This is a genomic window from Cereibacter azotoformans, from assembly GCF_021391315.1.
In the GTDB taxonomy this organism is placed as follows: Bacteria; Pseudomonadota; Alphaproteobacteria; order Rhodobacterales; family Rhodobacteraceae; genus Cereibacter_A; species Cereibacter_A azotoformans.
The window spans coordinates 2,536,629-2,551,229 of record NZ_CP090021.1; the positions used below are offsets into that span (position 1 = coordinate 2,536,629).

Annotated in this window: 9 protein-coding genes; 6 read left to right on the plus strand and 3 right to left on the minus strand. The window is 72.3% G+C overall.

All coding sequences use genetic code 11. The features are described 5' to 3' along the window. Positions 1–5: 5 nt before the first annotated feature. The 6 genes from LV780_RS12740 (at position 6) to LV780_RS12765 (ending at position 7,831) form a co-directional block, all read left to right on the plus strand. Positions 6–1,514, plus strand: a complete 1,509-nt coding sequence (locus tag LV780_RS12740) for a di-heme oxidoreductase family protein (RefSeq protein WP_108221359.1) — start codon at positions 6–8, stop codon at positions 1,512–1,514. Next, entirely contained in the window at positions 1,514–2,512 is a 999-nt protein-coding gene (locus tag LV780_RS12745; RefSeq protein ID WP_108221358.1) for an imelysin family protein, read from the plus strand. Before LV780_RS12740 ends, LV780_RS12745 begins: the two co-directional genes overlap by 1 nt. 1 nt (position 2,513) lies before the next feature. Then, complete coding sequence (locus tag LV780_RS12750) at positions 2,514–3,572, plus strand: DUF1513 domain-containing protein (RefSeq protein ID WP_108221357.1); 1,059 nt, start codon at positions 2,514–2,516, stop codon at positions 3,570–3,572. A gap of 101 nt (positions 3,573–3,673) precedes the next feature. After that, on the plus strand, positions 3,674–4,363 hold the full coding sequence (locus LV780_RS12755) for an ABC transporter ATP-binding protein (RefSeq protein ID WP_108221356.1): 690 nt from the start codon (positions 3,674–3,676) through the stop codon (positions 4,361–4,363). Next, the gene (locus LV780_RS12760) at positions 4,360–6,747 is read left to right on the plus strand and encodes an ABC transporter permease (protein ID WP_108221355.1); all 2,388 of its coding nucleotides are present in this window, start codon (positions 4,360–4,362) and stop codon (positions 6,745–6,747) included. The genes LV780_RS12755 and LV780_RS12760 overlap by 4 nt, the downstream gene beginning before the upstream one ends. Further along, positions 6,737–7,831: a lipocalin-like domain-containing protein gene (locus LV780_RS12765; protein ID WP_108221354.1), complete on the plus strand. Its 1,095-nt coding sequence runs from the start codon at positions 6,737–6,739 to the stop codon at positions 7,829–7,831. Before LV780_RS12760 ends, LV780_RS12765 begins: the two co-directional genes overlap by 11 nt. 126 nt (positions 7,832–7,957) lie before the next feature. Here LV780_RS12765 and LV780_RS12770 read toward each other — a convergent pair whose 3' ends face one another. Genes LV780_RS12770 through LV780_RS12780 form a run of 3 tightly spaced genes read right to left on the minus strand, consistent with a single transcriptional unit; the run spans position 7,958 to position 14,541 of the window. Continuing rightward, positions 7,958–8,839 (minus strand): transglutaminase family protein, encoded by an 882-nt coding sequence (locus LV780_RS12770; protein WP_108221353.1) that lies wholly within the window; start codon positions 8,837–8,839, stop codon positions 7,958–7,960. After that, complete coding sequence (locus tag LV780_RS12775) at positions 8,840–11,224, minus strand: circularly permuted type 2 ATP-grasp protein (RefSeq protein ID WP_108221352.1); 2,385 nt, start codon at positions 11,222–11,224, stop codon at positions 8,840–8,842. Next, entirely contained in the window at positions 11,224–14,541 is a 3,318-nt protein-coding gene (locus LV780_RS12780; protein WP_108221351.1) for a transglutaminase family protein, read from the minus strand. The genes LV780_RS12775 and LV780_RS12780 overlap by 1 nt, the downstream gene beginning before the upstream one ends. Positions 14,542–14,601 lie beyond the last annotated feature (60 nt).

Here is a 14,601-nt window from a genome sequence, read left to right on the forward strand (position 1 = left end):
GCCTCATGTCCCGTCTGCCTGCCCTGCTGGTGATCATCGCCTTTCCCGCCGCGGCCGAGCCTCTGGATCCGCCGAACCTGACCATCCTGCCCCGCACGGCCGCCGAGACCGCCCGGATTGCGGCCGTTCTCGCACCGCCCGTCGATTTCTCGAAGCCCGAGCCCTTCGAGGCGCTGCCCGGCGGCGCGGCCAGCGTGCGCGCCCGCGACACGGCCGACGCCTTCTCGCAATCCTCGGGCAACATGCCGTTCGAGCGCGAGATGGATTTCAAGCTCGGCAACGGGCTGTTCCGCAAGCTGTGGGTGGCGGCCCCCTCCTCGACGCAGGCCTCGGACGGGCTCGGCCCGCTCTACAACGCCCGCGGTTGCCAGAACTGCCACCTGAAGGACGGCCGCGGCCATGTGCCCGAGGGGCCCGAGGATGAGGCGGTCTCGATGTTCCTGCGCCTTTCCGTTCCCGGCGGTCCCTCGCCCGAGGGCATCGAGGACTGGATCGCCACCAGCGCCGAACCCACCTATGGCGGGCAGCTTCAGGACTTTGCCGCCCCCGGTCTGGCACCCGAGGGCCGGATGCGGATCGACTGGCAGGAGCTGCCCGTCACGCTCGATGACGGCACGGTGGTGACGCTGCGCAAGCCCGACTACTCGGTCGAGGATCTGAATTACGGCCCGATGGCAGGGGATGTGATGCTCTCGCCCCGCGTCACGCCGCAGATGATCGGGCTGGGGCTGCTCGAGGCCATTCCGGCCGCCGACATCCTGGCCCACGCCGACCCCGAGGATCGGGACGGCGACGGCATCTCGGGCCGGCCCAGCATCACCTGGTCCGCCGAAGCGGATGCGCCCATGCTCGGCCGGTTCGGCCTCAAGGCGGGGACGCCCACGGTGCTGCAGCAGTCCGCCTCGGCCTTTGCCGGTGACATGGGGATCGCGAACGCCCTCTTCCCCGAGCCCTGGGGCGAATGCACCGAGGCGCAGACCGACTGCCGCGCCGCGGTCCACGGGATCGAGCCAGGCAAGCGCGACGGTCTCGAGATCGACCGGCAGGGGCTCGAACTGACGACGTTCTACGCCCGCAACCTCGCCGTGCCCGAGAGGCGCCGGGTGGACGATCCGCAGGTGCTGCGCGGCAAGCAACTCTTCCACGAGGCGGGCTGTCCCGCCTGCCATGTGCCCAAGTTCGTGACTCACCGGCTGAAGGACCAGCCCGAGCAGAGCTTCCAGCTGATCTGGCCCTACACCGATCTGCTGCTCCACGACATGGGCGAGGGGCTGGCGGACGGCCGCCCCGAGGGCCGGGCCACGGGGCGCGAGTGGCGCACCGCGCCGCTCTGGGGCATCGGCCTGACCGAGCAGGTGAGCGGCCACGCCAACTTCCTGCACGATGGCCGCGCGCGGACGATCCTCGAGGCAATCCTCTGGCACGGCGGCGAAGCCGAGGCCGCCCGCGCGCGCGTCATGGCCCTGCCCGCCCCCGACCGTGCGGCCCTCGTCGCCTTCGTGGAGGATCTCTGATGCGGCACCCGTGGCGGACGTCCATCGCGGCCCTGGCCCTCCTTGCCCTGCCCTTCCTCGGCTCGGGCGCGCGGGCCGGTCTGCCCGAGGCGCTGTCCGAGACGGTCCTTCCGGGCCACGCGGCCTTCACCGCCGCCACCGCGGCGCTCAATGAAGCCGCGCGGGCGGACTGCCGCCCCGAGACCCTGCGTCCGTCCTGGAATGCGGCGTTCGACGCCTGGATGGGCATTTCGCATCTGCGGCTCGGCCCGGCCGAGACCGACGGACGCGCGCTCGCAATCGCCTTCTGGCCCGACCCCAAGGGCAGCGGCGCGCGCACGCAGGCCCGGCTTCTGGAGGCGGCCGACCCGGCCCTCCTCGAACCCGAACGCTTCGCCGAAGTTTCGGTCGCGGCGCGCGGGCTCTTCGCGCTCGAGCGGCTGCTCTACGATCCGGCCCTTGCGAGCGAGCCCGCCTGCGCCCTCACGCGCGCCACGGCGGCCGATCTTGCCCGCATGGCGGTCGAGCTGGAGACCGACTGGCGCGAGAGCTTCGCGCCCCTGATGCTCTCGGCCGGCGCGCCCGGCAACGATCGCTTCCTGACCGAGGCCGAAGCGCGGCAGGCGCTCTTCACCCAACTGATGACGGGGCTCGAGTTCACGGCCGACCAACGGCTCGGCCGACCGCTCGGCACCTTTGATCGCCCACGCCCGGAACGGGCCGAGGCGCGCCTCTCGGGCCGCAGCCAGCGCAATGTCGAACTGTCGCTGGCCGCCCTCGAACGGCTGGCGCTGGCACTGGCCCCCGACAGCCCGCGCACCCGCGAGGGCTTCGAGCGCGCCCGAAGCCAGGCCGCGGCCCTCGATGATCCGCGGTTCGAGGGCGCCGCCGATCCCTCGCGCCGGTTGCGGATCGAGATCCTCCAGCAGCGCCTTCATGCCCTGCGCGACCAGCTTGCGGCCGAGGTCGGCGGCGCGCTCGGGGTCAGCGTGGGCTTCAACGCCGCGGATGGAGACTGACGTGGCCACCCGCCGCCATGTCCTTGCCGGGCTCATCGCCTCGGCCATGTCCCGCCCGAGCTGGGCCGACGCGGGCAGCCCGGCCTTCCTGTCCGCCGCCCGCCTCCCCTCGGGCGCCTTCGCGCTCTTCGGCCTGACCGAGGCGGGCGCGACGGTCTTCACCATCCCGCTTCCCGCGCGCGGCCATGCCGCCGCCGCCCATCCGACCCGCGCCGAGGCCGTGGCCTTTGCCCGACGGCCCGGCACCTATGCGCTGGTCATCGCCTGCGCGAGCGGCACGCTCCGCGCCCGCCTCACGCCGCCCGAGGGTCGGCAGTTCAACGGGCACGGCGCCTATTCCGCCGATGGCGCGGTCCTCTACACCTCGGAAGTGGTGGCTGAGAGTTCCGCGGGGATCGTGGGCCTCTGGGACACGGCAGGCTGGCACCGGCTGGGCGAGTTCTCCTCGGGCGGCGTGGGCCCACACGAGCTGCGCCGCCTGCCCGGCTCGGAGGTGCTGGTCGTGGCCAATGGCGGCATCCAAACCGACCCGCAGGACCGCTCGCAGCTTAACCTCGAGACGATGCGGTCGAACCTCTCCTACCTCTCGCCCGACGGCGCACTCCTCGAACAGGCCGAACTGCCCGAGGAGCTGCGTCAGAACTCGATCCGCCATCTGGCGCTGGCCGGGGACGGAACGGTGGCGTTCGCGATGCAATGGGAGGGCGATCCCGCCGAACCCGTGCCGCTGCTGGGCCTGCATCGGCGCGGCGAGGCGCTGCGCCTCTGCCCCCCGCGCGAGGAGGATCTCTTCGCGATGCGCGGATATGCCGGCTCGATCGCCCGGTCCGGGGGGCTCATCGCCCTCACCTCGCCGCGCGGCGGGGTCGTCCAGCTCTTCACCGCCGAGGGCGCGCCGGTTGCGGGCCACGCCCGCCCCGACGCCTGTGGCGTGGCACCCGTCGCGGGCGGCTTCGTCGTCACCGACGGCGGCGGCGCCGTCACCCGCCTGACCCGCGAGGGCTTCGCCCCGCTCGCGCGGGCCGCGGCCGCCTGGGACAACCATCTCGTGCGGATCTGATCTGCGGCGCGCGGGCCACCATCTCGTGACGATCCCCCTCTGGCACCCGGCGCGCACCGTGCTAGCTCTGGGCGAACCTCCGGTGCCTGCCGGAGGACAAGGTGCGGACGGTGCTGGTGAGCGATCCTTCGGAAAGACTGCTCTCGCTCGAGGGAGTGCGGAAAAGCTACGCCACGGGCGAGGGGCCGGTTCAGGTCCTCGCGGGCGTGGACATGAACCTTGCGCCGGGGGAAAGCCTCGCGCTGACGGGAGAGTCCGGCAGTGGCAAGAGCACGCTCCTTCACCTCGCGGCCGGGCTCGATTCGGCGGACGAGGGCCGGATCGTCGTGGCCGGCCACGACATTTCGCAGGCCGGCGACACTGAGCGCGCCCGGCTGCGGCGCGGCACCGTGGGGCTCGTCTTCCAGCAGTTCAACCTGATCCCCTCGCTCGACGTGGCCGCGAACCTGGCCTTTCAGGCGAGGCTCGCTGGGCGGCACGATCCCGAGTGGCAGGCCGAGCTGGCCGATGCGCTCGGTCTGACGGCCTGCCTCCACCGCTATCCCGAACAGCTTTCGGGCGGACAGCAGCAGCGGGTGGCCATCGGCCGCACGCTGGCGGCCCGGCCGCGCCTCGTGCTGGCCGACGAGCCGACGGGCAATCTCGACGAGGCGACCGGCGACGCGGTGATGGCGCTTTTCCTGCGCCTCGTCAGCCAGACCGGAGCGGGGCTTCTGATGGTCACCCATTCCACCCGGCTCGCGGGGCGGCTCCACGGCCGGTTGCAGCTTTCGGCGGGTCGGGTGGCATGAGGGTCGCGCTCGCGGCGCTGCTCTCGCACTGGCGGCGCAGTCCGCTTCAACTGGCCATGCTGCTTCTCGGGCTCGCCCTCGCCACCGCCCTCTGGTCGGGGGTTCAGGCCATCAATGCCGAGGCACGGGCCAGCTACGCCGAGGCCGCGGCCACGCTCGGGCAGGACCGGCTGGCCCGCATCACGGCCCAAGGGCCGATCCCGCAGGAGACCTATGTGGACCTGCGCCGGGCGGGCTGGCGCGTCTCGCCGGTGATCGAGGGGCGGGTGCGCATCGACGAGCGCCGCAGCCTCCGGCTCATCGGGATCGAGCCGCTGACCCTTCCGGCCCCGGCCCAGCAGGTCGAGTTCGGCGAGGGCGATGCGCTTCTGCCCTTCCTCACCGCGCCCGGCCTGATCTTCGCCGCCCCCGAGACGCTGGCCCGGATGGAGGGGGCCGATCTCCCGCCGCTGCGCGAAGCCCAGGGCATCCCGCCCGGCACCGGGCTCATCGACATCGGTCAGGCCCAGCGGCTCCTGCGGATGGAGGGGCTGGTCTCGCACCTCCTCCTCGACCCCGATGCCCCCCGGCCCGGAGAGCTGCCCGAGGGCCTGCGCCTCGTGCCCCCGGACAGCGAAAGCGACGTGGCGCGGCTCACGGACAGCTTCCACCTGAACCTGACCGCCTTCGGGCTGCTGTCCTTCGCCGTCGGTCTCTTCATCGTCCATTCCGCCATCGGCCTTGCCTTCGAGCAGCGCCGACCGATGTTCCGCACCCTGCGCGCGCTCGGCGTAACGGCGCGGACGCTGACGGGGCTCCTCCTGGCCGAGCTGGTCCTGTTCGCGCTGCTGGCCGGAGTGGCGGGGCTCGCGCTCGGCTATCTGGTGGCGGCGCTGCTGCTGCCCGACGTGGCGGCCACCCTGCGCGGCCTCTACGGCGCCGAGGTGCCGGGGACGCTGGCCTTTCGGCCGGGCTGGGCCGCGGCGGGCCTCGGGATCGCGCTCCTTGGCACGCTCGTCTCGGCCAGCCAGAGCCTCTGGCGCGTGGCGCATCTGCCGCTTCTGGCGCCCGCCCAGCCCCGCGCCTGGGCCGTCGCCTCCGAGCGCGCGCTCCTGCGGCAGGCGGCCGCGGCGGCCGGGCTGCTGATCCTCGCCGGGGCGCTGCTGCTCTGGGGCCGGGGTGTCGTCGCGGCCTTCGTGCTGCTGGCGGCGCTCCTTCTGGGCGCGGCGCTCCTGCTGCCGGTGCTGCTGGCGGGCGTCCTGCGGCTGGCGCAACGCGCGGCGCGCGGGCCCATCGCCCAATGGTTCTGGGCCGACACCCGCCAGCAGCTTCCCGGGCTCTCGCTCGCGCTGATGGCGCTGCTGCTCGCGCTTGCGGCCAATATCGGCGTGGGCACGATGGTCTCGAGCTTCCGGCTGACCTTCACCGGCTGGCTCGACCAGCGCCTCGCCTTCGAGCTCTACCTCAGCGCCCCCGACCAGGTGACCGCGGACAGGATCGCCGACTGGCTCGAGCCGCGGGCCGAGGCCGTCCTGCCCATCGTCCGGGCGGAGACCGAGGTTCTGGGCCAACCCGCCCAGCTCTACGGCATGGCCGATCACGCCACCTACCGCGAGAACTGGCCGCTTCTGGCCGAGGAGCCGGGCGTCTGGGACCGGCTGGCCGGCGGCGACTGGGCGCTGGTCAACGAGCAATTGGCGCGGCGCGAACGGCTCGCCCCCGGCGACCCGATCCGCCTGCCGGGCTGGGAGGGCCGGATCGCCGCCATCTACAGCGACTACGGCAACCCCTCGGCGCAGGTGATCCTCGGGATCGACCGGTTCTTCGCGCTCCACCCCGAGGCCGAGCGCCGGCGCTACGGCATCCGCGTGGCGCCCGCACGGGCGGAGGCGCTGGCCGAGGAGTTGCGCGCGGCCTTCGACCTTCCCGACGAGACACTCATCGACCAGGCCAGCCTCAAGGGCTTTTCCCTCCAGGTGTTCGAGCGCACCTTCGCCGTGACCGCCGCGCTCAACGTGCTCACGCTGGGGGTGGCGGGGCTTGCGATGTTTGCAAGCCTCATGGTGCTCTCGGGAATGCGGTTGCCCCAGCTCGCCCCGGTCTGGGCGATGGGCCTCACCAAGGCGCGCCTCGCGCGGCTCGAGATGCTGCGCACGCTGCTTCTGGCGTCCGGCACGCTGGTTGCGGCCCTGCCGCTCGGCCTCGCCCTCGCCTGGGTGCTGCTGGCGGTGGTCAATGTGCAGGCCTTCGGCTGGCGGCTGCCGATGCATGTCTTCCCGCTCGACTGGCTGACACTCGGCGCGCTGGCCCTCGGCGCCGCGGCGCTGGCCGCCGCCGTGCCGGTGCGCCGTCTCGCCCGTCTCCGCCCCGCTGACCTGCTGAGGGTCTTTGCCAATGAACGCTAGACACCACGCCGCCCGCGGCCGCTTCGCCCTTGCCGCGGCGCTGGCGGGCCTCTTCCTGATCCCTGGTGCCCCGCCGACCGCGGCCCAGGGCTTCGCCGGGCTCGGCGCCACGGCCGAGGGCTTTGCCGTCCCGGAGCGGGGCGCGGGACTTGCCTTCCCGCGCGATCACGGCCCCCACCCCGACTACCGGATCGAGTGGTGGTACCTGACCTCGGTCCTGACGGGCGAGGACGGGCGCGACTACGGCATCCAGTGGACGCTCTTCCGCTCGGCCCTGGCCCCCCGCGAGGGCGCGGGCTGGGACAGTCCGCAACTCTGGCTGGGCCACGCCGCCCTGACCACGCCCGACCGGCACTTCGCCGCCGAACGCTACGGGCGCGGCGGGATCGGACAGGCCGGCGTGGTGGCCGAGCCGTTCGAGGCCTGGATCGACGACTGGCGCATGACCGGCACCGCCCCCCCCGGCGCCGATCCGCTCTCGGCGCTGGAGCTTTCGGCCGCGGGCGAGGGCTTCGGCTACGCGCTGCGGCTCGCCGCGCAGGGCCCGCTCGTCCCGCAGGGCGAACAGGGCTATTCGGTGAAATCGGCGGCCGGACAGGCCAGCTGGTATTATTCGCAGCCCTTCTACGAGGTCGAGGGCCAGCTCGAGATCGAGGGAGAGACCATCGCCGTTACCGGCCAGGCCTGGCTGGACCGCGAATGGTCCTCGCAGCCGCTGGCGGCCGACCAGACCGGCTGGGACTGGTTCTCGCTCATGTTCGACGACGGCGCGCGGCTCATGGGGTTCCGCCTGCGCGACGGCGGTGCGGGCTACACCAGCGCCACCTGGATCGAGCCCGACGGCCGCCCCACGCCGATGCCGCCCGGCGCGCTCCGCGTGACGCCCCTGCGCGTGGCAGAGGTCGCCGGGCGCGAGATCCCGGTGGACTGGCGGCTGGAACTGCCGGCCCGAGATCTCGACGTGACGGTCGAGGCTATGAACGACGCCGCCTGGATGGGAACCTCGGTCCCCTACTGGGAGGGGCCAATCACGATCTCCGGCTCCCACAGCGGGCGCGGCTATCTCGAGATGACCGGCTACTGACCGGCGCGGCTCACCCCGCCGCCCCCTGCCGCTTTCACTCTGCCCAAATATCCTCGGGGGGTGAGCCGCGCCAGCGGCGAGGGGGGCAGAGGCCCCCCTCCCTGCGCCCTCAGCCCGCGCGCCATCTCAGCCCGGCAGCGGGATCACATCCACCGCATGGCTCGTCCTCTGCCCGCCGGCGATGCGCAGGATGCCCGAGACCGGCGCCAGGTCGCCATAGTCGCGGCCCACGGCGGCCACGACATGATCCGCTCCCACGAAGCAGCCGTTCGTCGGATCGTAATCGACCCAGCCTTCAGACCGCCCGCACCAGGCGCGCACCCAGGCATGCATCGCATCCGCCCCCTCCAGCCGCGGCTGGCCGGGCGGGGGCACCGTCCTCAGGAAGCCCGAGACATAGGCGGCCGGCACTCCGACACCCCGAAGGCCCGCGATCATGATCTGGGCAAAGTCCTGGCAGACGCCATGGCGGTGGGCGAAGGCCTCTTCGGGGGGCGTGTCCACCGACGTCGCCCCGCCATCGAACCGCAGGTCACGATGCAGCGCCCGCCCCAGCGCCTCGACCGCTGCGCGCACGCTCGGCGCGTCGGCCAGCGCCAGCCGGGCATGGTCGGTGATGGCCGCCACCGGCCGGATCCGCGGCGAGGCGGACAGGAAATGATGGGGCGCGGCGGGACCGAGATCGAGCACCGCCGCGATCTCGCCCGGCAGCTCCGTCAGCGGCGGCGAGCGGTCCGCGCCCGGCCCCGCGAACAGCCGCTCGACCCGGCAACTGGCGGTGAAGACGATCTCGGAATGGTCGCAGGCCACCGCGACCTCCACCGTCCGGTTGCCGAAGAAATCTGTATGCTCGCTTCTCTCGGTCGGGCGGGGGCTGATGGCGATCGCCTCCTGCGAGATCTCCTGCACGCCCGGCAGATGGGCGGGCAGAAGCCTCAGCAGGTGCCGCCCTCCCGAGGCGGGACGGGCGTAGTGATAACTGACGGAAAGTCGGACCTGATAGAGCATTCAGCTGAGCCAGGTGTCTGTGATCAGATCGGAAATGTCCCAGATCGCGCCGCGCAGCGCCCAGAGCGCCCGGGTGTCGAGCTGCTCGGCCCGCTCGGTCGCAAGGTTGGTGCGGGTCCGCAGGACGAGGCGGAGGAAGTCCGGCATCGGGCTCGCCGTGGCGCCGGGCAGGTAGCTGACCTGCTCGTGTATCCCGTCGAGCTGGAACAGGATCGAGCGCGGGTTCATCGCATCGAGCGCCAGCAGGTCCACCACCGTCTCGCGCGAGGTGGTGACGGCAAAGCGGCGGCGGTGGGTCATCACGCAATCCCCCACCTCGACCGCGAGATCGAGCGCCCCGTCGGGCGCGAACGGATCGGCCAGCGTCGCCAGCACCGCGGCCATGGCGGCGCCGCGCTCGACATGGCGCCCAAGTTCGAGAAAGCGCCAGCCGGTCACGCGATACATGTTCTCGTGCACGAGGCCCGAAAAGCCCGTGATCTTGCGCAGCAGCGCCGACAGGGCGCGGGCCGCGTCGTCGCCCGCCTCGACCCGGTCGGCCATGCGCCGCATGGTCTTGTCGAGATCGGCCAGCGAGGACCAGCCGTCGGGCGAGAAACGGTCGCGCACCTGCCCGGCGCTCGCGATGGCCGAGCGGAGGGTCTCGATCAGCCCCTTGGGGATGCCCTCCTCGGGGTCCACCCCCTGCCCCCGGAACAGCGGCGCCAGTGCCGCGAGAAGCGGCGCGTTGGCGTCGCCCGTTTCGGCCAGCCGGACGTTGCGCGCCCGCAGCAGGCGCATGATCCCTTCGGTCCGTTCGACATAGCGGCCGAGCCAGAAGAGGTTGTCGGCCGCCCGCGCGGGCAGCGGCCCCTCATGGGCCTGAAGCTGCCGGCCCTGCGCGGGGATCAGGCTCGCGGCCTCGACGGGCGTCGCGCTCACGATCCAGACATCGGCCGCGGCGCCGCCGCGCTGCATGGCGATGGCCCGCGGCTCGGGCGTCCGGCCGATGCGGGCGAAGCCGCCGGGCATCACCTGCCAGCCCGAGGGCGTGCGGGCGAGAAAGACCCGCAGGCTCATCGGCCGGGGCACGAGCTGGCCCCCGATCAGCGCCGGCGTGGTGGAAAGTACGACCGACTCCTGCCCGACGAACCCTGCCCCTTCGCGGTCGAGGAACTCCGCCGGGTCGCGCGGGGCCAGCCGGGTCCCGGCCAGTGCGGCGAGATCGTCCTCGATCGGCTGCCGGGTCGAGAGGGCGGGCGAGATCAGCATCCGGTCGGCATGGGCCGCCACATGGGCGCGCTCCGCCGCCTGCCCGCACCACCAGGTCGCGATGTTCGGCAGCGCGAGATCCGTTCCCAGCAGCGCCCGCGCGATGCGCGGCATGAAGGCGAGGAAGGCGCGGGTTTCCAGCACGCCCGAGCCGAGGTTGTTGACCAGCGTCGTCGAGCCGTGGCGCAGCGCCGAGACGAGGCCCGGCGTGCCAAGCTGCGACCCACCCTCGAGTTCCAGCGGATCGGCGTAGGCCCCGTCGAGCCTGCGCCAGAGCACCGACACAGGCTGCGGACCCGCCACCGTGCGCACCTTGAGTTGACCGCCGTCAACCGTCAGATCCTCGCCCTGCAGCAGCATGAAGCCGAGGTAGCGCGCGATCCAGGCGTGCTCGTAATAGGTTTCGTTCAGCGGCCCCGGCGTCAGGATCCCCACCCGGCCTTGCGGATCGGCCTGCAGGTCCTGCAGCGCGTCGCGGAAGGTGCGGAAGAAGCCTGCGAGACGGTGGACATGGGCCTCGGCATAGAAATCCGAGAAGGCGCGCGAGGTGGCCACCCGGTTCTCGAGCGCGAAGCCCGCGCCCGAGGGCGCCTGCGCCCGGTCGCCCAGCACCCACCAGTCGCCGTCCGGCCCGCGTCCCACCTCGAAGGCGAGGAAATGCAGATGGTGCCCGCCGCGGGGCGCGATGCCCACCATCGGGCGCAGCCACTCGGGGTTGCCGGCCACCAGCGCCGGCGGCAGCACGCCCTCGGCCACCAGCCGGTTCGGCCCGTAGAGGTCGGCCATCAGCGCCTCGAGCAGGTGCGCCCGCTGCACGAGCCCCTCGGCCAGACGCTGCCACTCGGCCTCGTCGATCAGCACCGGGATGTGACTGAGCGGCCAGACGCGCTCGTCCGAGCCCTCGGCGGAATACTGGCGGAAGAAGACGCCCGCATCGCGCAGATACTGGTCGCCGCGGGCGCAGCGGCGGGCCAGTTCCTCGGGCGCGAGCCCCGCCAGATGCCGCATGAAGCCGCCCCAGACGGGGCGGATCCCACCTGCGGCGTCCATCATCTCGTCCGGCACGCCGGGCCGGGGGCGGTAGCCGGCGGTCAGGCCGGGCAGACCCGGCGCGGGTCGGGACCGTCTCTCCATCAGAGCCCCGCAGGCCGGCGCAGGTCGAGCGTCATCGGAAACTCCGGGTGCGGACGCTCGGGCCGAAGGGGCCAGTGCCCGGCACTGTGGCCGTGGGGCATGAAGCGGGCCAGGCGGCGCGCCTCGGCCTCGTTGCCGTTCACGGGGAAGGTCTCGTAGTTGCGCCCGCCGGGATGGGCGACGTGATAGACGCAGCCGCCCAGCGCGCGCCCCGACCAGGTGTCGTAGAGGTCGAAGGTGAGCGGCGCATCGACGGGCAGGTTCGGATGCAGAGCCGCCGCCGGCTGCCAGGCCTTGAACCGCACCCCCGCCACCGCCCGGCCGTTGGCCACGGGCTGCAGCGGCACCTCGCGCCCGTTGCAGGCCACGCGGTAGCGCGCCGGATCGGCGCCCGAGAGCGTCACCTGCAGCCGCTCGGTCGAGCTGTCGGTGTAGCGCACCGTGCCGCCGATGGCGCCGGTCTCGCCCAGCACATGCCAGGGTTCGAGCGCCTGACGGATCTCGAGATGCGCGCCTTCACAGGTCACCTCGCCGCAGAAGGGGAAGCGGAATTCGGCCTGCGCCCGGAACCACTCGGGGTCGAGGTCGAAGCCGTGGGCCCGAAGGTCGGCCAGCACGTCGAGGAAATCCTCCCATACATGGTGCTGGAGCATGAAGCGGTCATGCAGCGCCGTGCCCCAGCGGGTCAGGGCGCCGGTGACCGGGCTCTGCCACATCCGCGCGATGAGGGCGCGGATCAGAAGCTGCTGGGCGAGGCTCATCCGCGGATCGGGCGGCATCTCGAAGCCGCGGAACTCCACCAGACCGAGCCGGCCCGTCGGTCCGTCGGGCGAGAACATCTTGTCGATGCAGATCTCGGCCCGGTGGGTGTTGCCGGTGACGTCGGTCAGGATGTTGCGCAGGAGCCGGTCGGGCAGCCAGAGCGGCGCGCGCGGATCCTGCGGCCCCGGGATCTGCGCCAGCGCGATCTCAAGCTCATACAGGCTGTCGTGGCGGGCCTCGTCGATCCGGGGCGCCTGACTCGTCGGGCCGATGAAGAGGCCCGAGAAGAGGCAGGAGAGCGACGGGTGCCGGTTCCAGTGCAGGATCAGGCTGCGCAGCAGATCGGGCCGGCGCAGGAAGGGCGAGTCCATCGGCGTCCGCCCGCCCACCACCACATGGTTGCCGCCCCCCGTGCCGCAATGGCGGCCGTCGATCATGAACTTGTCGGCGCCGAGGCGGCACTGGCGCGCCTCCTCGTAGACGGCGGTGGTGATCGAGACGCACTCCTCCCAGCTCGCGGCCGGATGGATGTTCACCTCGATCACGCCCGGATCGGGGGCGACGCGGATCACCTTCAGCCGGGGGTCGTGCGGGGGCGCGTAGCCCTCGACATGGACCGGCAGGTTCAGCCGGGCCGCCGCCGCCTCGGCCGCAGCCACGAGATCGAGATAATCCTCGACCGCCTCGACGGGCGGCATGAAGATGCAGAGCCGCCCGTCCCGCACCTCGACCGCCAGCGCCGTGCGAACCGCGTCTTCGTCGCCGAGGATCTGCTCGACCAAGGTCTGGCCGGGCGTCGCGGCGGTGAAGCTCGCCACCCCGGCTTCGGGCGTCTGGAGCGGCACGGTCTGCGCCGGGGGCGGCAGCGGCCCGCGCTCGACGGTGGGATCGGTCGGGTTGATGTAGGGATAGCGCGAGGGCGGCACATGGGACAGCGAGCCGAGCGGCAGGCGGTAGCCCACCGGGCTGTCGCCGGGCACGAGGAACAGATGCCGGCGCCGCAGCTTCCACCGCTCGGACCGCCAGCGCCGGCCGGCGTCCTGCGCCTGCCACCGCTGCACCGGCAGCACGAAGCCCGAAGGTACGGTCAGGCCACGCTCGAAGACGCGGACCATGCGCAGCCGCTCTTCGGGGTCCTTCAGTTCCGAGTTTTCGGGCGTCACGTTCTCGGGGAGGTTGCCCTCCTTCAGCAGCCACTCGCCCGGATCCTCGTAAGCGGGCACCACGAGATCAGGCTCGAGCCCCAGTTCCGCGGCGATCCCCTGCATGAGACGCTCGGCCTCGGCCGCGCCAAGGTCGGCCGGGGCCGCCTCGGCCGCCACGAGCGCGGGATCGTGCCAGATCGGCTGGCCATCCTCGCGCCAGTAAAGCGAGAAGGTCCAGCGCGGCAGGGTCTCGCCCGGATACCATTTGCCCTGCCCGTAATGCAGGAAGCCACCCGGCGCAAACCGGTCCCGCAGCCGCCGGATCAGCCGATCGGCAAAGGCGCGCTTGGTGGGACCCACGGCCTCGGTGTTCCACTCGCCGGCCTCGAAATCGTCGATCGAGACGAAGGTGGGCTCGCCCCCCATCGTCAGCCGGACGTCGCCCGCCGTCAGCGCGGCATCGACCCTGTGCCCCAGCGCGTTCAGACGATCCCAGCTGTCCTCGGAGAAGGGCATGGTGATCCGCGGATGCTCGGCGACGCGGGCCACCGTCATGTCGAAGGCGAAATCCACCTCGGCGTAGCTCGCCATGCCGGCAATGGGGGCTGCGTTGCGATAGTGCGGGGTCGCGGCCAGCGGGATGTGGCTCTCGCCCGTCAGGAGCCCCGAAGTCGCGTCGAGCCCGATCCATCCCGCGCCGGGCAGATAGACCTCGGCCCAGGCGTGCAGGTCGGTGAAATCGTGATCGGTGCCCGAAGGACCATCCAGCGCCTCGAGGTCGGGCTTCAGCTGGATCAGGTAGCCCGAGACGAAGCGGGCGGCGAACCCCAGATGGCGCAGGATCTGCACCTGCAGCCAGGTGCTGTCACGGCACGAGCCGCGGCCCTCGGCCAGCGTCTCCTCCGGGCTGAAGACGCCGGGCTCCATGCGGATCACATAGGCGATCTCGCGCGCGAGGCGGGCGTTCAGATCGACGACCATGTCCACCGTCCGCCGCCGCTCGCGCGGGATCGTGTCGAGAAGGGCGCGCAGGTGCGGCCCCGCCGGTTCGGGCGTGCGGTAGATCGAGAGATCCTCGAGGATGTCGTCGGGATAATCGAAGGGCCAGTGCTCGGCCGACTCTTCGACGAAGAAGTCGAACGGGTTGTAGACCGCCATATCGGCGACCAGATCGACCTCGATGCGGAACTCGGTCACCGGCTCGGGAAATACGATCCGCGTCAGCCAGTTGCCGTAAGGGTCCTGCTGGTGGCTCTCGAAATGGCCGCCGGGCGAAACCTTCAGCGAATGCGAGATGACGCGCGTGCGGGAATGGGGCGCGGGGCGCAGGCGGATCACCTGCGGCCCGAGCGTCACCGGCCGGTCGTAGCGGTAATGGGTCAGGTGGTGGATGCTGGCCTTGATCGACATCTCGCTCGTCCGTTGCCCGGTCGGCCCGACGGTTCCACGGATCGCGGTGGGCTGCCAATG

Coding starts and splice junctions, on each gene's coding strand:
- LV780_RS12775 (WP_108221352.1), bottom strand. CDS start 11,224: ATGGAGAGACGGTCCCGACCCGCGCCGGGTCTGCCCGGCCTGACCGCC.
- LV780_RS12780 (WP_108221351.1), bottom strand. CDS start 14,541: ATGTCGATCAAGGCCAGCATCCACCACCTGACCCATTACCGCTACGAC.
- LV780_RS12745 (WP_108221358.1), top strand. CDS start 1,514: ATGCGGCACCCGTGGCGGACGTCCATCGCGGCCCTGGCCCTCCTTGCC.
- LV780_RS12765 (WP_108221354.1), top strand. CDS start 6,737: ATGAACGCTAGACACCACGCCGCCCGCGGCCGCTTCGCCCTTGCCGCG.
- LV780_RS12740 (WP_108221359.1), top strand. CDS start 6: ATGTCCCGTCTGCCTGCCCTGCTGGTGATCATCGCCTTTCCCGCCGCG.
- LV780_RS12760 (WP_108221355.1), top strand. CDS start 4,360: ATGAGGGTCGCGCTCGCGGCGCTGCTCTCGCACTGGCGGCGCAGTCCG.
- LV780_RS12770 (WP_108221353.1), bottom strand. CDS start 8,839: ATGCTCTATCAGGTCCGACTTTCCGTCAGTTATCACTACGCCCGTCCC.